Source organism: Acinetobacter sp. VT 511 (genome assembly GCF_001077515.1).
Lineage (GTDB): Bacteria > Pseudomonadota > Gammaproteobacteria > Pseudomonadales > Moraxellaceae > Acinetobacter > Acinetobacter schindleri.
In genome coordinates, this window is the sequence record NZ_LFRE01000057.1 from 1 (window position 1) to 24,747 (window position 24,747).

The 24,747-nt window shown below is 40.3% G+C and carries 27 protein-coding genes; 15 read left to right on the forward strand and 12 right to left on the reverse strand.

Annotation, left to right across the window (positions count from 1 at the left end; translation table 11 throughout):
- Window positions 1-373 (reverse strand): transposase (locus tag ACS72_RS05625; protein WP_048881518.1); only part of this gene is annotated, 373 nt, incomplete at its 3' end.
- The gene (locus ACS72_RS17325; RefSeq protein ID WP_008306679.1) at window positions 321-716 is read right to left on the reverse strand and encodes a transposase family protein; all 396 of its coding nucleotides are present in this window, start codon (window positions 714-716) and stop codon (window positions 321-323) included. The genes ACS72_RS17325 and ACS72_RS05625, both read right to left, overlap by 53 nt.
- A gap of 356 nt (window positions 717-1,072) precedes the next feature.
- Between ACS72_RS17325 and ACS72_RS05630 the strand changes: the two genes are divergently transcribed.
- From ACS72_RS05630 to ACS72_RS05650, 5 genes are all read left to right on the forward strand, one after another.
- The gene (locus ACS72_RS05630) at window positions 1,073-1,558 is read left to right on the forward strand and encodes an NUDIX hydrolase (protein ID WP_048881519.1); all 486 of its coding nucleotides are present in this window, start codon (window positions 1,073-1,075) and stop codon (window positions 1,556-1,558) included.
- A 4-nt stretch (window positions 1,559-1,562) separates the two neighbouring features.
- Window positions 1,563-2,696 (forward strand): tRNA 2-thiouridine(34) synthase MnmA, encoded by a 1,134-nt coding sequence (mnmA, locus tag ACS72_RS05635; protein ID WP_048881520.1) that lies wholly within the window; start codon window positions 1,563-1,565, stop codon window positions 2,694-2,696.
- A 13-nt stretch (window positions 2,697-2,709) separates the two neighbouring features.
- Complete coding sequence (gene hflD, locus ACS72_RS05640; RefSeq protein ID WP_048881586.1) at window positions 2,710-3,441, forward strand: high frequency lysogenization protein HflD; 732 nt, start codon at window positions 2,710-2,712, stop codon at window positions 3,439-3,441.
- Between the two features lie 56 nt (window positions 3,442-3,497).
- The gene (gene purB, locus ACS72_RS05645) at window positions 3,498-4,886 is read left to right on the forward strand and encodes an adenylosuccinate lyase (RefSeq protein ID WP_004810482.1); all 1,389 of its coding nucleotides are present in this window, start codon (window positions 3,498-3,500) and stop codon (window positions 4,884-4,886) included.
- A 90-nt stretch (window positions 4,887-4,976) separates the two neighbouring features.
- On the forward strand, window positions 4,977-5,612 hold the full coding sequence (locus tag ACS72_RS05650; protein WP_008306675.1) for a DUF2238 domain-containing protein: 636 nt from the start codon (window positions 4,977-4,979) through the stop codon (window positions 5,610-5,612).
- A 69-nt stretch (window positions 5,613-5,681) separates the two neighbouring features.
- Here ACS72_RS05650 and ACS72_RS05655 read toward each other — a convergent pair whose 3' ends face one another.
- The 10 genes from ACS72_RS05655 to ACS72_RS05700 form a co-directional block, all read right to left on the reverse strand.
- Window positions 5,682-5,918 carry a hypothetical protein gene (locus ACS72_RS05655; protein WP_008306673.1) on the reverse strand — a complete coding sequence of 79 codons (237 nt, stop codon included), beginning with the start codon at window positions 5,916-5,918 and terminating at the stop codon, window positions 5,682-5,684.
- Between the two features lie 27 nt (window positions 5,919-5,945).
- Window positions 5,946-6,407 (reverse strand): hypothetical protein, encoded by a 462-nt coding sequence (locus tag ACS72_RS05660; RefSeq protein WP_008306672.1) that lies wholly within the window; start codon window positions 6,405-6,407, stop codon window positions 5,946-5,948.
- Window positions 6,408-6,515: 108 nt separating this feature from the next.
- Complete coding sequence (sohB, locus tag ACS72_RS05665) at window positions 6,516-7,478, reverse strand: protease SohB (protein WP_008306669.1); 963 nt, start codon at window positions 7,476-7,478, stop codon at window positions 6,516-6,518.
- 47 nt (window positions 7,479-7,525) lie between these two features.
- The gene (locus ACS72_RS05670; protein ID WP_048881521.1) at window positions 7,526-8,239 is read right to left on the reverse strand and encodes a hypothetical protein; all 714 of its coding nucleotides are present in this window, start codon (window positions 8,237-8,239) and stop codon (window positions 7,526-7,528) included.
- Between the two features lie 95 nt (window positions 8,240-8,334).
- Window positions 8,335-9,249 carry a phosphate ABC transporter ATP-binding protein PstB gene (gene pstB, locus ACS72_RS05675; protein WP_004810494.1) on the reverse strand — a complete coding sequence of 305 codons (915 nt, stop codon included), beginning with the start codon at window positions 9,247-9,249 and terminating at the stop codon, window positions 8,335-8,337.
- A gap of 10 nt (window positions 9,250-9,259) precedes the next feature.
- A complete protein-coding gene (pstA, locus tag ACS72_RS05680; protein ID WP_008304859.1) occupies window positions 9,260-10,651 on the reverse strand; it encodes a phosphate ABC transporter permease PstA in 1,392 nt (463 codons plus the stop codon).
- Window positions 10,651-12,030, reverse strand: a complete 1,380-nt coding sequence (pstC, locus tag ACS72_RS05685; protein WP_004810498.1) for a phosphate ABC transporter permease subunit PstC — start codon at window positions 12,028-12,030, stop codon at window positions 10,651-10,653. Before pstC ends, pstA begins: the two co-directional genes overlap by 1 nt.
- Before the next feature lie 99 nt (window positions 12,031-12,129).
- Window positions 12,130-13,158, reverse strand: coding sequence for a substrate-binding domain-containing protein (locus tag ACS72_RS05690; RefSeq protein ID WP_008304861.1), 1,029 nt, complete (start codon window positions 13,156-13,158; stop codon window positions 12,130-12,132).
- A gap of 382 nt (window positions 13,159-13,540) precedes the next feature.
- Complete coding sequence (locus tag ACS72_RS05695; RefSeq protein ID WP_008304863.1) at window positions 13,541-15,073, reverse strand: aspartate aminotransferase family protein; 1,533 nt, start codon at window positions 15,071-15,073, stop codon at window positions 13,541-13,543.
- A gap of 3 nt (window positions 15,074-15,076) precedes the next feature.
- Window positions 15,077-16,450 carry a diaminobutyrate--2-oxoglutarate transaminase gene (locus ACS72_RS05700; protein ID WP_004810505.1) on the reverse strand — a complete coding sequence of 458 codons (1,374 nt, stop codon included), beginning with the start codon at window positions 16,448-16,450 and terminating at the stop codon, window positions 15,077-15,079.
- Between the two features lie 475 nt (window positions 16,451-16,925).
- Between ACS72_RS05700 and ACS72_RS05705 the strand changes: the two genes are divergently transcribed.
- The 10 genes from ACS72_RS05705 to ACS72_RS05745 all read left to right on the forward strand — a co-directional run bounded on the left by ACS72_RS05705 (window position 16,926) and on the right by ACS72_RS05745 (window position 24,564).
- A complete protein-coding gene (locus ACS72_RS05705) occupies window positions 16,926-17,630 on the forward strand; it encodes an SIMPL domain-containing protein (protein ID WP_008304865.1) in 705 nt (234 codons plus the stop codon).
- Between the two features lie 164 nt (window positions 17,631-17,794).
- Window positions 17,795-18,391 carry a phosphatase PAP2 family protein gene (locus ACS72_RS05710; protein ID WP_048881522.1) on the forward strand — a complete coding sequence of 199 codons (597 nt, stop codon included), beginning with the start codon at window positions 17,795-17,797 and terminating at the stop codon, window positions 18,389-18,391.
- A gap of 248 nt (window positions 18,392-18,639) precedes the next feature.
- Window positions 18,640-19,803: a site-specific integrase gene (locus ACS72_RS05715; protein WP_048881523.1), complete on the forward strand. Its 1,164-nt coding sequence runs from the start codon at window positions 18,640-18,642 to the stop codon at window positions 19,801-19,803.
- Window positions 19,804-19,808: 5 nt separating this feature from the next.
- Window positions 19,809-20,687 carry a hypothetical protein gene (locus tag ACS72_RS05720; RefSeq protein ID WP_048881524.1) on the forward strand — a complete coding sequence of 293 codons (879 nt, stop codon included), beginning with the start codon at window positions 19,809-19,811 and terminating at the stop codon, window positions 20,685-20,687.
- Window positions 20,688-20,809: 122 nt separating this feature from the next.
- Window positions 20,810-21,100, forward strand: a complete 291-nt coding sequence (locus tag ACS72_RS05725) for an AlpA family transcriptional regulator (RefSeq protein WP_048881587.1) — start codon at window positions 20,810-20,812, stop codon at window positions 21,098-21,100.
- A gap of 224 nt (window positions 21,101-21,324) precedes the next feature.
- Window positions 21,325-21,591 carry a hypothetical protein gene (locus ACS72_RS05730; protein WP_048881525.1) on the forward strand — a complete coding sequence of 89 codons (267 nt, stop codon included), beginning with the start codon at window positions 21,325-21,327 and terminating at the stop codon, window positions 21,589-21,591.
- Window positions 21,572-21,739 carry a hypothetical protein gene (locus tag ACS72_RS17935; RefSeq protein ID WP_155858010.1) on the forward strand — a complete coding sequence of 56 codons (168 nt, stop codon included), beginning with the start codon at window positions 21,572-21,574 and terminating at the stop codon, window positions 21,737-21,739. The genes ACS72_RS05730 and ACS72_RS17935 overlap by 20 nt, the downstream gene beginning before the upstream one ends.
- A 69-nt stretch (window positions 21,740-21,808) precedes the next feature.
- Complete coding sequence (locus tag ACS72_RS05735; RefSeq protein WP_048881526.1) at window positions 21,809-22,879, forward strand: hypothetical protein; 1,071 nt, start codon at window positions 21,809-21,811, stop codon at window positions 22,877-22,879.
- Between the two features lie 154 nt (window positions 22,880-23,033).
- Window positions 23,034-24,245, forward strand: coding sequence for an HNH endonuclease (locus tag ACS72_RS05740; protein WP_048881527.1), 1,212 nt, complete (start codon window positions 23,034-23,036; stop codon window positions 24,243-24,245).
- Window positions 24,205-24,564, forward strand: a complete 360-nt coding sequence (locus tag ACS72_RS05745) for a MazG nucleotide pyrophosphohydrolase domain-containing protein (protein WP_048881528.1) — start codon at window positions 24,205-24,207, stop codon at window positions 24,562-24,564. Before ACS72_RS05740 ends, ACS72_RS05745 begins: the two co-directional genes overlap by 41 nt.
- The last annotated feature ends 183 nt before the right edge of the window (window positions 24,565-24,747 follow it).

Consider the following 24,747-nt stretch of genomic DNA (forward strand, 5'->3'; position numbering starts at 1 on the left):
TGAAGGTTTTCAGGCTGCCAAATACATGCTCAATTCCGATTCTTCTTTTATTGATTTCCTGATTATAGATTTTCAATTCAGGATCCAATTTACAGTGTCTTTTGGCTTTTAATGGCAACAGGCTATTCGGATACAACACATAAATCCCCTGATAGCCTTTATCTGCAAGGATAAAAGCCCCAAAAGGAATCTGGTTTAAATTGCGTTTGAACAACTCGAAATCATGCACTGCACCGCGACTGGTACATAAACTCAGAATTTGCTGAGTTTTGTAGTGAATCATGGCCTGTACTTTAAAGGTATCGGTCTTTTTCTTGCCGCTATAGCTTTTCTTCTGTTTTTTTAGGCCTTTGGATTGGAATTTCCGTGGCATCCACGATCACAACATTCCAGTCGATGCCTTCGCCCTCGGGTAAATCTTTGGGTAAATTAAACAGATTGGACCGAATCAGGCAGTCTTCAACATGACGGACAATTCTTGAGGCTGTGGGCTCTGAAACCCCGTAACTCGTCGCAACGTGAAATAAGGTTCGGTATTCCCGCCAATAGCTCAGACAGAGCAGAACCTGATCCTCCAGGCTTAACTTGGGCGGTCTGCCTTTGGCAGAGACATGCTTCTGCAATTGCTCAACCATCAAATAGAAAGTTGACCATGAGATGCCTGTGTATCGCTTGAACTGAGGATCAGAAAGCTTGTTTGAATCGATGTATTTCATCGGCAGATTATGCACGAATGCTAAGAAATCTGGAGTGCAAATATTAACCAAAAAGAAGATCGTTTTTTGATTTATGAAAGAGATCTAATATTTCTCAATTAACATGATGCACGTTATAAGAAATTATTTTTTATAATTCATAGTTTTGTTATACACATAAAAGCTTAATGCTGTTGAATTGAGCTTTTTTTAGTGATTTTCAGTATTTTACGCTTAAAATAGAGGCAATATTTCATAAAATTGCTTATTTCTTTAAAACTAATAATTTTTTAGTAGCTAAAGAAATCCCCTCTCAACATAGCCACACACCACAAAATTTTATACAATAGTGCATCATTTTCCATGGTGCTATTTCTATGACTGCTTGGACTGCTCACGTCACTGTCGCAACCGTTGTCGAAAAAGACGGAAAATTCCTTTTTGTAGAAGAATATACAGAAGGTGTGACACACACAGTATTTAATCAGCCAGCAGGTCATGTAGAATGCGGTGAAACCATTGTCGAGGCCGCAATTCGTGAAACCATGGAAGAAACCGGACATACGGTTGAAGTGACCCATCTTTTAGGCATGTATACCTATACCCCGCCGATGTTTCCAGACCGTACTTATTTTCGCTTCTGTTTTTTAGCCAAATCGGTTGATTATGACCCACATGCAACTTTAGATACGGACATTGTCGGTGCAGTCTGGATGACTTTAGATGAACTGCAAGAGTCAGCTCGTGCGCGTAGTCCGCTGGTGATTAAAGCCGTACAGGATGCGCTTTCTGGTCAAAAATACCCTTTATCGCTCATTTACGAGCACCAAAACTCTCCCTTAATTTCAAATTTGGATGCCTAATCCTATGCAACAACGTGTCATCGTCGGAATGTCTGGTGGTGTAGATTCATCTGTGTCTGCAGCACTTCTACTTCAACAAGGTTATCAGGTTGAAGGTCTTTTCATGAAAAACTGGGAAGAAGATGACGGCACAGAATACTGCACGGCAATGGATGACCTTGCCGATGCTCAGGCCGTTTGTGACAAGATCGGAATTAAACTGCATACTGCCAACTTTGCGATGGAATATTGGGATCGCGTATTCGAGCATTTCTTGGCTGAATATGCGGCCGGCCGTACCCCGAACCCGGATATCTTATGTAATAAAGAAATTAAATTCCGTGCCTTCCTGGATCATGCGATCAACCTGGGTGCCGACTTTATTGCAACTGGTCACTATTGTCGTCGTGGTGAAACCATGACCAATTCTAAAGGTGATCAATATGCACCTTTATTGCGTGGCGTAGACAACAATAAAGACCAGACTTACTTCCTGCATGCCGTTCATGGTCGTGAAATTAATAAGACTCTGTTTCCGGTAGGTGAAATTGAAAAGCCGCAAGTACGTAAAATTGCAGAAGAATTAGGTCTTGCCACAGCAAAGAAGAAAGACTCGACAGGCATCTGTTTTATTGGTGAACGCCGCTTTAATGACTTCTTGAAGCAATATTTACCGGCTCAACCCGGAAAAATCGTGCTAGAAGACGGTAAAGAGGTTGGTGAACATCACGGCTTAATGTACTATACGCTCGGTCAACGCGGCGGGATCGGCATTGGCGGTATGAAAGGCGCTGAAGAAGGTGCCTGGTTTGTACTGTACAAAGATATCGAGGGTAACCGTCTCGTGGTTGGTCAGGGTCATGAACATCCACTGATGCAAAGCAACATGCTTTGGAGTGAAGCGATTGACTGGGTGGCGGGTGAGCAGGAGATCTCTGAATCAGGTTTCCGCTGTACGGCAAAAACCCGCTATCGTCAGCCTGATCAAGCGTGTACCATTTATAAGGATCCAGAAATACCCCAAGGTGTTCGGGTAGAATTTGATGAGCCACAACGAGCTGTGACCCCAGGTCAAAGCGTGGTGTTCTACTCAGGTGAAGTATGTTTGGGTGGCGGTGTGATTCATCATACCAATGCACCTAAACCTGATTTTATATAAGGATGAGGTCGGCATGACGAAATTACCTTTTCAACAGGCCACAGCGTTGAATGTTCGTCAAAACCGTGCTTTGGCGTTAGCGGGTGTGTTTCAGGCCACCCAGCTGACCCATATGACTGCTTTAACCAGTCAGCAAAGCATTGGGGAAAGTGGTAATTTCTATTTTGAACAGCTGATTAAAGCCAGTTTAAATATCCGACCAAGCGGCTCGCTCAATGTCCAGACCTTGGATTTGTTTAATCAGCTGGCTGATATTTCTCTCGGATTAAAGACCTTAGAAAGTTCCATTACTCAACCCTTCGATACCAGCCCAAAATCCAGACTTCCAAAACTCTCCTCTACCAAGCTGCCAATGTCCTATGCGATGGCACTTCTTCAGTTAGAAAAGAAGGTCTACAGCAATCCTAAATTTGTTGAAATTATTGAACAATCCCAGCAAAAAATTTTAAGACAGCTTTCCTTTTTCGATAATAACTATATGCACCCCAGCATCATTGCCAATCTCGCACAAACTTATGTAGATACTGCCGGACAGATTAATCCGCGCATTATGGTGCGTGGCAATGCTGAAGCCTTTAAAGATGCCGGTCACACCAACCGTATTCGTGCTTCATTGTTTACTGGCCTGCAGATGGCGCACCTATGGCGTCAACTCGGCGGCAGTTCCTGGGGTATGGTTTTTGGCAAGCGCAAGCTGCTACAGGATATCCAAAATCTCGCGCGCTTACAGTTTCAGGCAGTTTAACTGATGCTGTACGCGTATCTCGTTTTTCGTTTAATTCCAAAATTTAGGGAATCGATATGAACGCTTTAACTGCACTTTCTCCATTAGATGGACGCTACGCTAGCAAATGTGATGCGCTGCGCCCTTTTCTTTCTGAGTTTGGTCTAATCCATGCTCGTGTGACTGTTGAAGTGCGTTGGTTACAAGCGCTTGCCAACCGTCCTGAAATCACTGAAGTGCCAGCTTTCTCATCTGAAACCAATGCAGCACTTGATGCGATCGTTGCAAATTTCTCTGAAGAAGATGCGAACCGTATTAAAGAGATTGAACGTACGACTAACCATGACGTAAAAGCGGTTGAGTATTTCCTAAAAGAAAAAATTGCAGGCATTGAAGAACTGAAAAATGCAGGCGAATTCATTCACTTTGCATGTACTTCTGAAGACATCAATAACCTGTCTCATGCATTAATGCTGAAAAGCGGTCGTGATGTACTGGTTGAGTCTATGCAACAAATCATTGATTCAATTGTTGCATTAGCTGAAAAACATGCTGACCAACCAATGTTGTCTCGTACACATGGTCAAACAGCGAGCCCAACCACTTTGGGTAAAGAAATGGCGAACGTGGCTTACCGTCTTGCCCGTCAAATCAAACAGTTCAAACAAGTTGAGCTACTGGGCAAAATTAATGGTGCAGTGGGTAACTACAATGCGCATCTTTCAGCTTACCCAGACATCAACTGGCCTGCGCATTCACAAGCATTTGTTGAATCTTTAGGTTTGACTTTTAATCCGTACACCACTCAGATCGAGCCACATGACTACATGGCGGAACTGTTTGATGCGCTTCGTCGTTTCAATACCATCTTGATCGATTTTAACCGTGACGTTTGGGGTTATATCTCGCTCGGTTTCTTCAAGCAAAAACTAAAAGAAGGCGAAGTGGGTTCTTCAACTATGCCGCATAAAGTTAACCCGATTGATTTTGAAAACTCAGAAGGTAACTTAGGTATTGCCAATGCAGTTCTTGCGCATCTAGGTGAAAAACTGCCTATTTCTCGCTGGCAGCGTGACCTGACTGACTCAACTGTTCTTCGTAACATGGGTGTAGGTTTTGCGCAAAGCTTGATCGCGTTTGAAGCTTGCTTAAAAGGCGTGGGTAAACTTGAACTGAATGCTGCACGTATTGATGAAGACTTAGACAATGCTCAAGAAGTCTTGGCTGAACCAATTCAAACGGTTATGCGTCGTTATAACGTTGAAAAACCATACGAAAAATTAAAAGCATTGACTCGTGGTCAGGCAATGACTCGTGACATGATGGTTGATTTTGTAAACGGTAACGAATTAGAAGCTGTTCCTGCAGCAGATCGTGCTCGTTTGGCTGAAATGACACCTGCAACCTATACAGGTAATGCATCTGAACAAGCAAAACAAATTAAAGACTTAATCGCTAAAATCTAATTTAGACAGTTAAGACCAAAAGCGAAGCTCCGGCTTCGCTTTTTTTATTTATAATCATGTCTAACTTTAAGAAAAATGATATAGAAATAGATGATGGATCATCGCTTAAGCAGCAAACATTTTGTTAGTTTAGGGATTTTGGCAATTGCGATTATCTTTGCCAGTATTCATCCTTTAGAAATGGAATCTTATCTGCTCCATCAAACAGGTACGGTTTTTATGATCGTTATGTTGATCTTGTGCCTGTATAAAATCGGATTGAGCTTTTTCAGTTTCAACCTTTATCTGGCTTTTCTGCTGATTCATGTGGTTGCTGCACATTATCTGTATTCTTATGTACCTTATAATGAATGGACTCAGACACTCTTTGGCTTTGACCTGAATGCTGCCATGGGCTGGTCACGCAACATGTTTGACCGTTTTGTGCACCTAGCTTTTGGCCTTCTACTTTACCCAGTATTTTACCGGCTATTTCAGGTCTGGCTGCCGCAGCAAAAACCATTCACAGTTTTTTTGTTAGTCATTCAATTTGTCATGGCAACCAGTCTGATTTATGAATGGATCGAATGGCTGATTGCGATTGGCTTATCCCCTGACCAGGCAGAAAGTTATAATGGTCAGCAAGGCGACATGTGGGATGCACATAAAGATATGTTTTTAGCAACAGTTGGGTCGATGTTTACGGGTGCACTGATGCTGATTTCACAAAATAAAAAAGCTCATTAAAGTGAGCTTTTTAGATCATCATGAATTAAAGTTTTGAATCATGGATTTAATTACCTTCATGTTTTGCAATTATGGAAGTGGGCAATATCGCTTCCAATCATCTTTCATTTTTTGCAATTCACTCCCCGTTAATATCTCGCTGTAATAAATGAAATAGATTGCATCAGGATATTGAATTTCATGGCGGAACATCATGCCACGCAGTGACACAGATAATTCCTCAGGAAAATCATCCAAATTCAATTCTTCAAACTCGTAATTAAAATAACAATTTTGCGTTGCAAGATATGCTTCAGCGACAGCCATGTTTCTGCTCTAACAGTAAAATATGCTTTATTTTATCTGATTTACCTCAGTGCTGGTCGGCATTTCAGTAGGGTCAATCCATTTAACAAACTTAGATTTTGACAAGTGTGGGTATTTAAACTTATCTAAATACTCAAAACAGACCCTTTGCCCTTTCGGCATTTTCTCAGAATCCTTATCGAAATATAAATAACGACTATACTTGGCACCATTGAAGCGAATGATTAGGCTTTCATGCTGAGTTCCACCTCGAGTTTTATATACCTGATAAGACTGCACCACACCACATTCTTTCGATGGAGTAACGGGTGGATTATTTGGCTTTAAAACACCATATAATAGAAAAATACATGCACCAGGTAGAAAGCTCAGCCAAAACAGAATCTTCTTCGAATCATTATTTATGAGTTTGGCTTCAGCATAGAGCATACATAACATCGGAATAAACACGATGCTAAAGAATCCCAATAATAAAATAAACGTGAGCATATGAGCCTAGACTCAATCAAAGTACTTCACTTATATCATAATGATTTGATTTCAAAAATGAAAAAGCCCACCGAAGTGAGCTTTCCATATCATTTTCAGAGCAATAAATTAAAGTTTCGGATCACGCATCTGAACCAGATTTGAATTGGCTTTCGTCAGCGAGTCGACTACTTTGTTCATCACTGCAGGGATCAAGGAATCAGCAATTTGTGCTGCCTGCAAACCCAGTTTTTCACCTAAAGTTGGTTTCTTACGCGTGTTGATCGTATACACATCATGCTGAGGCAATAAACCCAACACATACTCATCCGATGTTTGCAACTTATCCACCAGATTTAGATCCAGCGCATCCTGACCATACCAGTGCTCACCTGTTGCCACTTTTTCAACATTGAGTTGCGGACGATACTTTTCCACAAAATGCTTAAACAGCGCATGCGTTTGCTGAATTTCTTCTTCAAACTTGGCTTTACCTTCTTCAGTATTTTCACCGAACATGGTTACGGTACGTTTGTACTCACCTGCCGTAAACAGTTCAAAGTCAATCTTGTTGTCTTTTAACAGACGGTTAAAGTTCGGTACTTGAGCAACTACACCAATTGAACCCACAATCGCAAACGGGGCAGAAATAATTTCGCTGGCAATACATGCCATCATATAGCCACCGCTAGCAGCGACTTTATCGACGCAAATCGTCAAATGGAATCCTGCTTCACGTAATCGCACCAGTTGGGCAGCTGCCAGACCATAGCCGTGCACCATACCACCTGGACTTTCCAAGCGTACGATTACACGGTCGCGTCCAGCTTTTGCTGTTGCCAGAATCAACGTAATTTCTTCACGTAGCTGTTCAACTGCAGAAGCAGCAGTATCCCCTTTAAAATCGAGCACGTAGATTTTTTCATTAGTTTTTTTACGGGCACGTGCTTCTTTTGCCAGTTGCTGACTTAACTGCAACAGCTCCAGTTTAGAGGCTGTGGTTTGCGCAATTTTTTTTCGTTGTTCATTAATACGCGCATTCAGGTGATTGATACGGATTTCAGCCGGTAGTTTCGGAGTATGAAATAACATATAAAATCTATTCTCAGTTTAATTCGGGCTATAAACCTTAGATTAGGTCAATTTGGTATTTTTTCAACCATATTATTGACTGAATTCTCTCGCACTGCTTTTAGTTGCAAAATTCCATATTGTTCTTGTATTTTTGCAATTGATAACCACCGTAGCATTAACGGAAATTGTATATAGTAAAGCATCCCGATAATAACAGCATTAATCGGCCACCATGCGAGAATCCAGAAGCTCGATCCTCGGCTACTCGTGAATGGTGTGACCCAAATATACATTGCAATACAACCATAAATCACCACACCAATCATTAGATATTGAAACCATGGATGTTGCAAAAAATGCCGAGTCATTGAGTCACTTAACTTTTGCTGACCAGACCTGTCATCATCTACACTTTCTACCACTTGTTTTAATTTGAACTGATACTGCGCATAAGCTCGAATGTATGCGTTCCATTTTCTTCGGAAAGCGACAGAGCCTTCGAGCTGCCTAAAACGCAGATAGATTAGAGGTACAATGAATATGGAAACCATCACATAAACATCATATAACCAACGATGATAATTGCTCATACCTTGGCTTTGTGAAGTGGGAAACCACCCTTCATGCAGAACCAAAGTCGCCATAAAAAGACTAATACCAACCAAAAAGATGCTTAGATTTCTTGGAAAATTCACTGAGCCGAATAATGCTCGATAGAGCGCTTGCTGTGTTTCAGCAACGACCTTGCCTTCTTTTTTGGTCAAATTATAATTACGCATCTCAATTTAATTTTATAATTTTAAAAAATCACATACAGCATAACAAAAAAAACAGAATCCTAAGATTCTGTTTTAAAATATTTTTTAAATGTGTATTAACCAAAACGACCAGTAATGTATGCTTCTGTCAACTGATGATCCGGCTGGCTAAAGACTTTTTCTGTCGAATTCACTTCAATTAAATCACCTAAATGGAAATATGCAGTTCGATCTGATACTCGTGCCGCCTGTTGCATTGAGTGAGTCACAATAGCAATCGTATATTGGGTAGAAAGTTCGGAAATTAGCTCTTCCACTTTTGCTGTCGCAATCGGATCCAGCGCTGAACATGGTTCATCCATCAGGATGACATCCGGGCTTACCGCAATGGTTCGCGCGATGCAGAGACGTTGCTGCTGACCACCAGATAAAGTTGTTCCCGGCTGATTCAGTCGGTCCTTTACTTCATTCCACAATCCGGCCTTACGCAGACTATTCTCGACAATTTCTTCCAGATCGTATCTATCGCGAGCCAGACCATGCAGTTTCGGGCCATAGGCAACATTGTCAAAAATAGATTTTGGAAATGGGTTTGGTTTCTGGAATACCATGCCAACCTGCGCACGTAGCAATACTACATCCAGATTAGGATCATAAATATCCTGATGATCCAGCAAAACTTTACCTGTCATACGGCAACCATCAATGGTGTCGTTCATCCGGTTAAGAGCGCGCAGGAAAGTGGATTTACCGCAACCCGATGGACCAATAAAGGCGATCACTTCATTTTCATAAATGTTCAGGTCAATACCTTTGATCGCTTCGAGTTCACCATAGTAAACATGTACATCCTGCGCACTCAGCTTGACATTGCCCGTCTTGTCTTTTTTCTTATTTTCAGCTTGGGTCTCGAACTGAGAATTATATGAAATCAGGGGCTTGGTTGCAGCGGCATCTGCAATAAATTTATTTTGCTGGAGGTTCATGGATAGATCCTTTTTTAAATAGTTTGAAATATTCATTGTTTTCATTATTTTCTCCTTACCAACGGACTTCAAACTTCTTGCGTAACCAGATGGCTAAGCTGTTTAAGCCAATCATCATGACAAGGAGAACAATAATGGCGGCAGCAGTACGACCTTCGAAGAAGTTACGCAATTCATTACCCTGCCACAGGAAAATCTGTACAGGCAAAGCAGTCGATTGATCTAGTGGCGTTGCCGGTACGCTAGCAACAAAGGCGCTCATCCCGATCAATAACAGTGGTGCGGTTTCACCAAGTGCCTGTGCGACACCAATAATCGCTCCGGTCAAAATACCCGGTAGTGCGAGTGGTAAAATATGGTGGAATACAGTTTGTAAACGTGATGCACCTAAGCCTAAGGCTGCCTGACGAATCGATGGTGGTACAGCTTTTAGAGAAGCTCGTGTAGTAATAATCACGGTTGGCAAAGTCATCAGACTAAGTACCAGACCACCGACTAATGGCGCTGAAAGTGGTAAATGCATCCAGCCGATGAAGATCGCTGCACCGAGTAGACCGAAAACAATAGACGGAACGGCTGCCAGGTTATTGATGTTGACTTCAATGACATCGGTGATCCAGTTTTTTGGTGCAAACTCTTCCAGATAGATTGCTGAAGCTACACCGATTGGAATCGAGATAAAGATCACGATCAACATCATGAACAGTGAGCCCATGAATGCACCTGCCAAACCAGAGGTTGCAGGCGAACTACGGGAGTCCGGATTAGTAAAGATATTGGTATTGAAGCTGTTTTCGATCACGCCTGAAGCTTTCATGTCATCAGCAATCTGGCGGACTTCAGGACTTAGCTGTTGCTGCTCATCTGGCAGGTTACGGTCAATATTACCTGCAAGCCATACATCAACATTGGCGTCGGCCAAAATTTTAACTTCCTGGGTTTTTCCGACCAGACTTGGATTGTTCAGCACCATGTCACGCAGACGATAGGCTTCTGAACTGGTATATAAATAACCCAGTTCATCACGCTGGTTTTCCAGCTTGCCGTCTTTGGCAATCATGCCATTAATGATCAGGGCATCCCAGTCGACCATGCCAGCCTGCATCTGCCAATCCACCATACGCTGTTCAAACTGTGCAGGAGACTCGCCGGCAGTCTGTTTTGGTTGTGGACCAATATTGACAATTGCCGGATCGAAATGGATAGGCAGGCTCATACTGCTTTGCCAGAATGCCGGCAAGCCTTTGGCCAAGATACTACCGAATAGCAATACGACAAAGAACAGACCCGCCAATACCGCAGAAAAACCAAGCATACGAAAGGTTTTTTCTTTGCGATGGCGCCGTGCAAGAGAGCTTTGAATGGTCTTTTTACGCTCTTCACGCAGCTCAGCATTAACAGATGGATCAATACGCTGATCTAAAGGTGTGGTATTTGAAGTACTCATTAGTCGTATTGCTCACGATATTTACGCACGATGTACAGTGCGACAATGTTCAAACCTAAGGTAATAACAAAAAGAGTCAGACCTAATGCAAACGCAACCAGTGCTTGTGGACTGGCAAAGTCAGTATCGCCAGTTAATTGGTTCACAATGGTAATGGTTACAGTTGATACCGCTTCCAGTGGATTGGCATGTAACAGCGGGCTATTACCTGCTGCCAGTACCACAATCATGGTCTCACCAATCGCACGGGATGCTGCCAGCAAGAAGGCACCGATAATGCCCGGCAAAGCGGCTGGCAGCACCACTTGGCGGATCGTTTCAGATTTGGTTGCGCCTAGACCCAGTGAACCGTCTCGTAAGGCACGTGGTACCTGGGTAATAATGTCATCTGATAAAGAAGATACAAATGGAATGATCATGATGCCCATAACAAAGCCGGCAGTTAAGGCACTGGTCGCATTAATATCAACACCGACCATAGCACCGAGCGTTTTAATAAATGGGCCCAGAATCATCAAGGCAAACACACCGTAAACGATGGTTGGAATACCAGCCAGAACCTCAATAGTCGGTTTTGCCCATGAACGGAATTTTGGTGAGGCATATTCGGACAAATAGATTGCAATCATCAGACCCAATGGGACTGCGACCAACAGGGCGATTCCACTGACCATCAAGGTGCCCCACAATAAAGGCAACAGGCCATAACTTCCTTCGGCATTGCCTGAAGTGCTAAAACCCGGGTTCCATTGTGTGCCAAAGAAAAAATCAATTGGGCTGACGAAGCTAAAGAAGCGCATTGCTTCGCCAAACATCGACATGACAATGCCGAGTGTGGTCAGGATGGCAACACCAGAACAGAGTGCCAAGCTGATATTGATGACTTTTTCAACCTGATGACGTGCACGCAACTGATTACTGATACGTTTTTTGGCCCAAACCAGTCCGGCAACAGCAACAGAGATCACTACCACCAGCTTGGCATAGCTGCTGATGCTCATGATACGTGCCACCTGCTCTGCTGCAGCCAGTTCATAAGCCTGTGGTGTATCACTAACGCCAAAACCGGAAGCCAGTGCCTGCACCCGATCCACGATCACACTCAGAGCTGCAGAATCCATGCCTGCGACCATCCGTTGTGGCAGGTGTTTCAGCACCAGCTGTTCCAGGAGCACAGGTTCAACCAGATTCCAGATCATGAAGATTAAAAATGCAGGAATACCACACCATAAAGCCACCATGGCGCCATAATAGCCAGGACGCGAATTCAGCATTGCTGTGTTTTTGCCTTGGCCTGCCAATTTCTGGCTTCGACTTAATCCGATCTGATAGGCAACAGCGATAATCGCCAGTAACACACCCAGGAGTAGCAGATTCATGTATGCTCCACTGTTTTTTCAATCTTCATATTTTTAAAAAACCTATCTATGACTAAAAGCCGGTGACCGTTTCCAGCCACCAGCTATTTCAATATTTGCTTACTTCACTACAACTACTTTAGCTGCCTTAAAGTTAGCAAGTACTGCTGCACGTTCCTTATCAGACATTGAAATCAAACCTGCTTTTTCCAGTTTCGATCCTTTACCAGATACTTTCTTGCTCAGGAAGTATTCAGTGAACTGTGGCAAACCTTTGATTGATTTCAGGTGTTCGCCTTTCACATAGAAGAACAATGGACGAGATACCGGATAAGAACCATTCAGGATGGTCTGCTCAGATGGTGCAACGTTGTTAACTGTTGCAACACGCAGTTTGTCACGGTTCTGGTCATAGAAACCTAGACCAAATACACCAACTGCACTTTGAGAGGTTTTCAGACGTGCCAGCGTTTCGGTGTAGTCACCTGAAATTTCAATAACACGACCATCTTTACGGAAAGTGGTACAGGCTTTCTTTTTGGCATCTTTATCTAAAGACTTAATTGCAGCATATGTTTCACAACCTGCATCCACCATCTTCTCCTGGAAGACTTCGCGTGTTCCATGATTCGAAGCAGGGATTACCAGTGTGATCGGCTCATTAGGAAGTGACTTGTCAATCTGGTTCCAGCGTGTATACGGGTTAGCTACCATTTTGCCATTGGCTGGTAACTGTGCTGCCAAGGCTGCAAAAACATGTTGTGGACGAAGTTTGTAAGCTGCTTTTTTGGCATTCGATGCAAAGACAATACCGTCATAACCGATTTTGATTTCTAGTACCTGGTTAACGCCATTCTTTTTACATTCTGCCAATTCGGAACTTTTGATCTGGCGAGATGCGTTTGCGATATCGATGGTATTATCACCAACACCATTACAGAACTGCTTTAAACCACCTGACGAACCGCCTGAGCCGACAACTGGAGTTTTAAACTGCGGGAAAGTATTGCCAAATTCTTCAGCTACAATACTTGCATATGGAAGTACAGTTGAAGAACCTGCAATTTGAATTGTGTCGCGTGCTGCATTCGCTGCAGTCATGCCTAGCCCCATCACTGCAAGTGCAAGTGTAATTTTTGTAAAGCGCATTCTGTATCTCTCACAATCATTTAAATTTGGAGTACGCCACTTTTTTTGTCGTGTTGTACTTGTTTCGATACAAGTATTTTGATTTTTAAATATGACAGGCTGGTTACAGATTTATGAAGATTTTATGATAGCTGTTACAGCACCAAATAACTAAAAAATATTTATTATTTTCAATATATTATGAATTATTTAAGAATTTTTTCGACATTTTTATAGCAACTAAATATGTAAAAAATTTTGTATTTCTTATAAAGAATTTCTTTTTTTACCACAATTTTGATGCATGAATAACCACTATTTAAATTCGATCTAGAAACAAATAATCTTTGTTGAAATATAAAAAAAGGAGACCAATAGGCCTCCTTTTTCACACCACAATCACTTATGCAATTGGTGGTGTATAAGTACCGTCAGCGATGGAATCCTTGATTCGATCCGCTTCTGCAAGCACCAGTGCCAGCAGGTTCTTCACGTTTTCAAGTGTTGCCACCGGACTTAAAGTCGTCATTTTCAGAGATTGAACCTGACCGACTTTAGTTACACCAATATTCGCTTCACCACGTGCAAACAGCTCATCTGCTACGTTCTGGTTCAGGGCATCCACAAACTCAGCTGGATAACCTGCTGGAACCACACGGAACAATACTGATGCAAACTGTGGCTCAACCAGAAGTTCCAGACCATCAGTTGCCTTGATGTAGTCTGCCACTTCACGTGTCAATTTCACGCCATGATCAATCATTGAACCGTAAAGCTCTTCACCCAAGGCTTCAACCGTCATCCACAACTTCAACGCATCGAAACGACGTGTCGTTTGCAGTGACTTCGATACCAGGTTCGGAACGCCGTGCTCTTCATCATAAGCAGAGTTTAAATACTCTGCTTCATAATGCATGAAACGATAGTTCGCTTCATCTTTGAGCAAAAATGCACCACATGAAATCGTTTGGAAATAATGCTTGTGGAAATCCAGTGTGATCGAATCAGATAACTCAATCCCATCCAGCATAGAACGATAGTCATTGGATAGAATCAGTGCGCCACCCCATGCCGCATCGATATGCATCCACGCGCCATATTTATTGGTGATTTCACGAATTGCTTTCAATGGATCAATCGCGCCCGCATCGGTTGTACCTGCGGTTGCTACCACACATGCAACGATTTTGCCTTCAGACTGAAGATGCGCCATGGTTTTTTCCAGAGCATCAACATCCATCTGTGCATTTTCATTTACAGGAACAGTGACTACTGACTGGAAGCCCATACCCATCATTGCCATGTTCTTTTGCACAGAGAAGTGCGCATTTTCAGAACAGATGACTTTGACGTTACGCATCGCGTCCGCAGGAATACCATCACGCTGAACCGACCACGGATTACCGTTTTCATCTTTCCAGTTTTTCGCGATGCAGGCATCACGCGCCAGCAATACACCCATCAGGTTCGACTGTGTACCACCTGAAGTGAATACACCCGCCTGACCTGAACCATAACCAACCTTTTGACGTAGCCAGTCGATTAACTGCACTTCCATCAAAGAACCCGCTGGGCTTTGATCCCATGAATCCATGGATTGGTTAGTCGCATTGATCAGCACTTCCGCAACCTGGCTTGCTACCATGGTTGGACAGTGCAAATGCGCTAGAGAATGCGGGTGATGTACTTTCAAGCTTTTGTTAAGGAATAGCTCAACCATACGCTCTAAAGATTTTTGAAGACCCAAACCATCTTTAGAAGGGTTGAAAGAAATTGCGCTACGCAATTCCTTGATGCTGCCACCCGTGTACATTTTGTCATTTTGCAACCATGCTGCAACCGCTTCGGTCGCTTGGTCCATCGCTGACTCATAGTCAGCGATAGATGCAGCATCATTGCAGAGTAACGCTTTACGATGTTCTGCAAAATCTACCATAAATTACGCGCCTCGAACTGCGACTAAAGCTTCAGCAACCGCTTTCTTGAAGCGAACCAGAACTTCTTCACACTCTGCCTGAGTAATAATCAATGGGCAAAGCAAACGGATCACTGTACCGTTACGACCACCTTTCTCAAGCAATAATTTATTGTTGAAACAAGCAGTCTGGATCGCTGCAGCCAATTGACCATCAGCAGGTAACGAACCCATATGATCAGCAGGTTTACGTTCGTCTACGATTTCAACACCGATCATTAAGCCACGACCACGCACGTTACCGATACATGGGAATTCAGCAGCTAGCTTTTTCAGTTCAGCTTGCAGGAAATCACCACGTTCTTGTGCGTTTTGCGCAAGGTTTTGCTCTTTAATGGTATTGATCGTTGCAAGACCTGTACCCATTGCCAGCTGGTTACCACGGAATGTACCGGTATGGCCAGCAGGTTGCCATGCGTCGAACTTACGTTTAATACCCAGTACCGCAAGTGGCAAGCTACCACCGACCGCTTTAGACATTACCACTACATCAGGCTCAATACCTGCGTGTTCAAAGGCAAACATTTTGCCTGAACGTGCAAAGCCCGCTTGAACTTCGTCAAGAATCAATACGATGTTGTGTTTTTCAGTCACTTCACGGATTTTCTGTAACCATTTTACTGGTGCTGTTACCACACCGCCTTCACCTTGAATCGCTTCAAGAATCACAGCTGCTGGCTTGGTTACACCGCTTTCAACATCTTCAATGAAGTTTTCAAAGAAGTAAGTTAAAGCGTCAACACCCGCTTCACCGCCAAGACCCAATGGGCAACGGTATTCGTGTGGGTAAGGCATGAACTGAACGCCTGGCATTAAACCATTTACTGCATTCTTCGCCGACAGGTTACCTGTCATGGCAAGAGAACCGTGAGTCATACCGTGATAGCCACCAGAGAAGCTGATCACTGAGCTACGACCTGTAAAGGTTTTGGCAAGTTTAATCGCTGCTTCTGTTGCATCTGCACCAGATGGACCACAGAACTGTAAGCAATATTCTTCTTTACCACCTGGAAGGTAGGAAAGAAGAGCTTCAGTAAAAGCATCTTTTAAAGGAGTGGTTAGATCCAGGGTATGTAGTGGGAGACCGCTTGCAAGCGTATCCTGGATACTTTGAATCACCGCAGGATGATTATGGCCCAAAGCCAATGTCCCTGCCCCAGCTAAACAATCAAGGTACTCAGTACCTTCAACATCGGTAACCCAGCAACCTTGTGCTTTCGCTATCGCTAACGGTAATTTACGTGGATAACTACGCACATTCGATTCCATCTGACTTTGGCGAGTCAAGTAGTATTCGTTTGTGGAATTGGTGGCAGGGTTTACAGAAGTAACGCTCATATCGAATTACCATCTCTGATATGGGTTGAAAGAAATAAGTCTGGTGACGTTTGGTCCTTTGACTCGGTGCTTTATAAGATTTTAGTTAGCCATAATCTTAGTTAACTAACTTAGGAGGCGGATGATACCGAATTTTTCAGGAAAATAAATAACTTTCAACTCAATTTACCTGAAAATTTATCGAAAAAAAATATCATGCCTGTCTAAGCTCTAAATTATCATCTTAACGTGTGACAAAGGAAAGAAAAGCAGCTTCTTTTATACTTTTTTGTAGCCTTTCAGAAAAGTTTGCAATTATTTTAATAAGGCATTAATAAATATATAATTTTTAAAATAATTAAACTTTAAAACTACAGAAAAAATAATCAAAAACTTAACACTCTTACCACAAATATTTCGCAAAAAGAGCACAATTGAGATTTAATATCTGAGGATCAGCCAAGATGGCTAATTTTAAGAAAAACAGGAAGAAAATATGCGCCTCCTAGCATTGTCCAGCCTTATACTTGCAGGCACCTTGGCGAGTACTGCATTTGCAGACCAAAATGAGCCACTGAATTATAATATTATTAATATTTCAGCAGAGGCCAGTCGCGATATTTCCAATGACCTGATGCATGCCAATTTATATGTAGAAAAATCCAATAAACAGCCTGCTGAACTTGCAGCGCAAATTAATCAACTCATGAACCAGGCCATCAATGCCGCAAAGAAATATCCGAGTGTGAAAATTGAAACCGGCTCACAACACACTTATCCAGTCTATGACAATGATAACCGCAAACTCAGAGAGTGGAGAGCTCGTGCTCAGGTGCGTATTGAATCGACTGACTTCAAAGCGGCTTCACAGCTAATTGCCGAATTGCAGCAAAACTTCCAGACTGAATCAATTAACTTTACAGTATCTGAAGCAAAACGTAAGAAAATTGAAAATGAGCTGATGCTGGAAGCATCCAAAAACTTCCAGCAACGTGCACAAAGCCTGGCTCAGGCTTGGAACAAGGCTGGATATCAACTGGTAAATATGAATATTAACACCAATAATTCAGGCTACCCACCGGTTCCACGTATGGCAATGGCCAAAGCGGCTTATGCAGAAGCAGCTATTCCAGATCAGGAAATGGCAGCGGGTGAATCTAAAATGACCGTGAATGCCAATGGTTCGATTCAGTTTAAATAAGTGTTAATAAAAGCACTCTGCTTTTAAAAACCACCCTTTTGGGTGGTTTTTTATCACCTGAGTTTGCTTTGAAAAATCAACGCTACAAATTCATACATACTTCGGTATAAATACTACTTTGATAAGTTTAGAGTAACCGACATTTGCATCAATCCTCTTACCTTATGTCTCTTGATCAACCCAACTTATATCTGTTTCATATTCTTAATGCACCTGATCACGCTTCAATATGGATGATCAACTATGCCTGTCTGATTGCACATGATTTGGTGTATTTATTCCTGCTGATCTTTGCCATAGCCTGGCTACGTGGCAATCGTGAAGTGAAAACCGGGATTATCAAAGCCTTTATCTTCACTGCCATTACCTTATCAATAAGTGAAGTTTTATCTGCTGTGTTGAATATGCCTCGTCCATTTGTCATGGAAATTGGTCATGCCTTAATTGAGCATGAAGCCACAGGTTCTTTTCCCAGCAACCATATGAGTATTTTTAGCGGGATTGCTCTCGCCTATTATTTTTCACCACAACGGGACTTGGGGCGACTTCTGCTCTGGACAGCCTGGCTGGTAGCTTGGTCGCGGATCTATGTCGGTGTACATTTTCCGATTGATATGCTAGGTGCATTCCTAATTGCACTTGTTGTAAATCTCGCTGGCTTACCGCTCTGGTGGAAATATGAGAATAAAATCATGAGCTTTATTTTCAGTATTCATCAATTCCTGTTTAAGCCTTTTATTCGGATGGGCTGGGTGAAGTAAATTTCCAGACATAAAAAATCCCGCTCGAAAGTGGGATTTTTTACATCTCTTTAACTTAATAGATCGACATATGATTGCGATCGACTTTAAATAACACTCAAAAACATTAAGCCAAAAATTAATCATAAGTTATTATTTTAAATCTATATTATTGAATTTCACTATCTTAACAATTACCATCAACAACACCCCAAAACCACTTACCAAGTAGTTAAATTGGTAGTTAAATTTTAATAGATAAGATATATATGCTCACCGTAAAGCAAATTGAAGCTATTCAGCCTCTTGACGATAAAACTGTTAAAAATTTTGATAGTGAATTGCTATATCTCTTCACTTCCACGACCGGTCGTAAAGTTTGGAAAGTGATTTACACTTTTAATGGAAAGAAAAACACAACCACACTGGGTGAATACCCGATATTTTCAGCTAAGGAAGCTCGCCTAAAGCGTGATGAAATAAAAAAACAAATTGCTGAAGGGATTGACCCAAACCAAAAGAAAAAAGAAGATCGAGTCCAAAAGTTATCTGCTATATCTTTCGCAGAATTGATTAAAAAGTACATTCACGATATTGCCCCAACTATGAAAGGAGGAAATAAAACAGCTTCAAGGCTTAAAAAGTTAGTGAATGACTATCCAAAATTAATGAAGAAATCTATTACTGATTTAGATCAATTAGATATGATTGAAATTCGGAATGATCGTTTATCCAAGGTTTCTACCTCTACTGTAAAATGTGACCTAGGAGCACTTGGAAGTGTATTTAAATATGCACGTCAAGAATTGCGTATATTAAAAACCAGTCCATTAATAGATGTTGCAAAACCAACTCAGGCCCCTCACCGAGAACGTCGAATCACTCAAGAAGAAGTTAATACTATCCTTCTCGGTTTTAATTATGATGCGACATATCAACCACTCACTAAACGCCAACAAGTTGCTTGGGCATTTTTATTTGCCCTAGAAACCGCAATGCGAGCAAGTGAAATCACTAATATGCAATGGTGTAATGTGTACGAAGATCACGTACTTCTACCCGATACGAAAAATGGTACAGCAAGAAAAGTTCCGCTTTCTAGACGCGCTATTCAACTACTCGTATTAATGAAAGGATTAGATAACGATAAAGTTTTAACCATTTCCGATAGATCAAATGCCCTATCGCACGATTTTTGGCTTGTTGTAAGTAATAGATTGGGGATTACTGATTTAAACTTTCACGACACAAGGCATGAAGCTACTACACGCCTTGCGAAGAAACTTCCAATTCAAGATTTAGCAAAAGTTACCGGTCATAAAGATTTAAAAATGCTGATGCGTTATTACAATCCAACTGTACAAGAACTAGCGCAAAAACTTAATGAATTGGATGACCCCAACATTATCCCATTTAAGCAAAAAGTCATTTAAACACCATGCACTACACCGTAACTCAAGCAATTAAAAAATTTTCAACTCACAACATACCAAATGAATACTTCAAATTATGTCGATTGATACGTGATGGCATAATTCATACTTGCTTTGATGTATATGGTGTAGCGACTGCTGTAGTTAAAGAAAGTAATAAGCCCTTGCCTAATAAAGAAGTTGTTGGAATTCGATTTCTAAAGGAAAACGAAAACTTAATAGTTAGCCCTAATCAATGCTATAGCGATGCTATTTGTGATCTCATATTAGATAAGATTGACAAAGTTGATATTCCATTAGTAAAAGACAGTATTTCCAATAAATATGATTATGTTTTATTAAAAGGTGTTAAAACCAACAACATTCATTTAATTACAACCCAACTAAAAGATTGGCACATTGTTGTAGAAAATCCTCTTAATCTTTCGGAAGACACCTATACACAAAGACAAACAACAGTCAGAGACCTAGAAGAATTTAATATATTCGCATCGTTCACTCTTACAAAATTAAGCCTCTTAATCACAAAACAATCTTTAGATACATATTTAGAAATATTAAATGTTAATAAAACTAAAAAGAAAACTGTCAGTGATAGCTATCTCGAAGCTAAAAAATTAGTAGAAGAGCTTTCAAATAAGTGCTGGCAAGCCGATTCGAATGGAATCCTAACAAAATCGCTAATAGCCGGAAAAATCAAAAAAAAATTAAAAGGCACCAAATATGAAGATGAATTACCGGAAAAATTGGAGACGTTAGAAAAAAAATGGATTACGTCTCGACCGGAATCACTAAAAGAAAGAATCGGAAGACCCTCTTTAGAAGAAAAAGCTCAGGGAAATATTCTTATAAACCGAGTTTTGGAACTAGATGATCATAATTAATACAGACTCAACAAGTTTAACCCTATTAACTTATTTTTATTAAAAACCACATAACAATAATAGAACACCATTAGCTCGTAGCTAATCAGAAATGAAACTTAGCAACTCTGATGGTGTTCAACATGAATCTTCCTAAATACATCCAAGAAAAAGTAATCACTTCGGCGCCCGCCTCTCCGGAAAAAATCCATATTTGCAAGACCGGAAAATCAGCAGGACAAATCCGTAAATTTAAAGCAAAACCCGTTCGCCGAGGCTTACTTCCAATTACAAGCAAAACTCTTCGTTTATGGGTCAAACAAAATAAATTCCCTCAACCATTTTCTCTCAATGGGTTAACAGTTTGGGAATCCCAAACTGTGCTTGATTGGATTGAAGCACATAAGCATAAGGCTTCTAAAAATGCCAAGTGAAATGTTTTTAACCCAAAGTGAATCAGCCAATTTCCTATCTTTAAATTTAGGAAAGTCTAAGAAGTATTGGTACAGAAGACTTACCAAAAATCTATACCGTCCAAGTCTCTCACATGGGTACAGAATCACTGTCCATGTGTTGGATGGCAAACCAATGTACACGTTACCTGCTCTCCGTGAGTTTTTACGTGTTAACCAATCATAAACATCAAAAGGACAGAAAAATGCAAAATGTGAATTCTGCTAATCAGCAACTTAATGCAGATAAAGCAAAAGCACGCTCATTAATGCTTAACACTATTAAAAATATGATTTCAAAAGGAAATCCATATTTTAATCTTCATAGAGAGCATCGAATTGACAACGCTATTGCATACTTCAATGAACATTTCATGTTCAACGGATTAGACTGCACTGAACAAGAATTGGAGCAAGCATTTTTAGAGCGCGTAAAGCTAATGGAGGAATTCAATGCAAAGCACCTTAATTAGTTTCGAAGATGTTGCGGCCATTCTTTTGTCTAGCAGCCAAGTGACGATGGTAGATCAAAGTGAAACATCTATGATCTACAGCATTGAAAGTAATGGTAAGAAGTTAATTGTTATCAACACTCCCAATGAAAATTACTTAATTCAGTAATTCTCCACCAATCACAAAAAGGGCAGTTATTTAACTGCCCTTTTATTTCATTTCTTACTGAGAATACTTATGGAACATCTAACACACCATCAATTTGAAACCCAAGTTCGGAATGGACAAGATCCATATGATAAAGAGTTACGTGAATTCTTACTCGAATTAGAAATCGAAGAAATTCTAGAAGAGACTGAAAAAAAGTCTCCATATGAACAAAGTTATTCTGACTTATGCACAAGATATGCTGAAAATGCGAAACAAGCTTATCAACTTGAAACCGTTATTTTCTCTGATATCCATAGCTATGATTTCAAAGCAATGAATATCCAAATCAAAGCTCAAGTCGATTTCATTGATTTATACTTTGAAATTAGTAAAACAAGTACACGACACGACATTAAGAAATTTTTGACAGAGAAAACTGGGGTTACTCATTACATCTCAGAATACGGAACAGGTTTCATTATTAGATTGCACGACATGAATTCCTTGAGTGTACTACGGCGCCGTATCACCCACTTGAGACATTTTGAATACAAGATTGATAGCCTTAAAATCATGGAGGTTGAACTAGCAATTGACTTCTATAATTTCAAGCATAGAAGCCTCACTACAGCCCTTTTTAAATCAATCCGATTACCTAGTACCGTAGAAAATTTACGTGTCTATAACGGCCAATTAGGCGTGTTTACGCCTATCCCAAGCACGCCGCACTCAATGTTAAGAAAGTTAGGAAATAGCTATAATATTGGTATTAATCATAGAGATGCGGATGAATATTGGCATTTGTATGTAAAGACTACAGATTGCAATAAACAACCTCTACCTATGAATGAATGGCGCATCCGTGCGGAAAAGAACATCAAGAGCAATGTTCTTAATCAGATTGATAACCGACTTACAAATATCAAAAGAGTCTTGTTAGATGGATTTAAAGGACTTAGTTTTACACGATTAAAAGCCAACTCCCCGAAAACATTTACCGACTGCTATAGAAATACAGTTAAAGCTTTTGGCATCGAAAGTGAGAGCTATTATGACCAATCTAGACACAAGAGAAATTTAGCTAAATTCATAAAAACTCATAGTGAACTTAATCAACTCATTTCAAATGCTGTAAACAATCTAGCTCGAAATTTTTAGTTGGAAAGCCAACCACCATAGTAAGGAGTTAATACTATGGTAGTTGCAACATTCAAAGACGACAAAAGTTGTCGTACTTAAGTATCAATAACATAGACAAATAAAAATCATGTAGAGATGATATAAATATATAAAGTCGTCTGAAGGTAAAATAATGAATAACTTACATATAATCTGTGTTACGAATAAACAGTTCAAAGGTTTAACTGCGGATGGTATAAAAGATCAGTATGTTCATTCTTCAGATAATTTCATCACCGGTCTAAATAAAAATATTTGGGGCTTTAAAGATAGACTCAGAAACTATGAAATTGACAAGATTAAAGCTGGTGATTTGGTATTATTCATAAAAGGTGTTACCGGTACTGCTCGCGGAAAAACAGTAGAGACTGTAGAGACAATTCATTATAAGCAAATAGTTATTTGTAAAGCTACGACAGATCTAATTACAGAAGAATCCCCAGAAAATATTTGGATTGATGAATATCGCAATCTCGAAACTTATCCGAACAGATTTGAATTCGAAATTTTAGGATCCTATCCAAAGATTAAAAAAGATCTATTAAATACCCACTACCAAATTTCTAATATTCTCAATAAATTAGATGATATAAGCGAATCTAAGATATTAACACGAGCATTATTACTTTTAATGAGTTGGGTTGGTGCAAATGCTATCGTAGAAAATGTACAACTTAAATTAGATAGAATTAATGATTTTACGGAATTAAATCAAATACTTGATTTAAGTTCTGCTGAACTTGTTTCTAAGCCAAGTTCTGATTCAAAGTCGGCAAAGGCTAAATCCACTATAAGTAAAAAAGAGCGAAAAAAACAATCAAAAGAAACGTCTAAATTCTATGAAGATAGACTGAAAGAAATATTGGAAGGTCTGCTTAATGGTAATAATGAAGTTCCTAGAAATATCCTTGCTCGTATAGGTCAAGGAAAATTTAGAGAAGATTTATTCAAATTCTACGATGGAAAATGCTTAGTTACACAAATATCAGTTCCGACCATGTTAACTGCTAGCCACATTAAACCTTGGTCGGAAACTAAAGATGATGCCTCATGTCGTGATCCTGCAAATGGAATATTATTATCAGCTAATATCGACAGACTTTTTGATAGAAAACTTATTTCTATTAATCCTGAGTCTCTCCTCATTGAAGCTAATGATGATCCTGAAATTCAAGAAATTATGACTCCTTACATTGATAACAAATTAGAATTTCCATTTGCTGAAAAAAATCCTGATATGTTAAGTAAAACCATCGAATACTTAAGATATCATTACTCTAAATTTTGCGAATTAAAGGATCAAGATGCTAGAGAAAGCGGAAACAATACAGCAAACCCTAATTGATTCCGGCTTTAGTTGGAATACGCATGAGGATGCTTTTGCGAAACTTCAAGAAGAAATTACTGAACTAAAAGAGGCTATTGATCATGAGGAAAGTCATGATCGCCTTCTTGAAGAATATGGGGATTGCCTATTTTCATTAGTAAATATTGGTTGCAGATTGCAACTTGATAGTAACAAATCACTTGATGTTGCTATTCAAAAATATGAAAAACGTACTAGTTATCTTTATAGCAAAGCATCTGAATTAGGTGTCGATTTTTCGAGCGTACCTTTAGAGACACTACTAGTTTGGTGGAAAGAAGCCAAAGATAAGGTTTAGATTCCATTTTTCACTAACGGAATTGACTACACTCCAGTCTTCGCAATTTTACTATCAGTAATTTATAGCATGGCTAATGCCGTAACACTTATTGCTTAAGCTTTACGGCGATTTCTACCTACCTCTTCTGCCTAATAACTTATATAGTGATATAGATATCTATAAGGATTAGTATAAAACTTA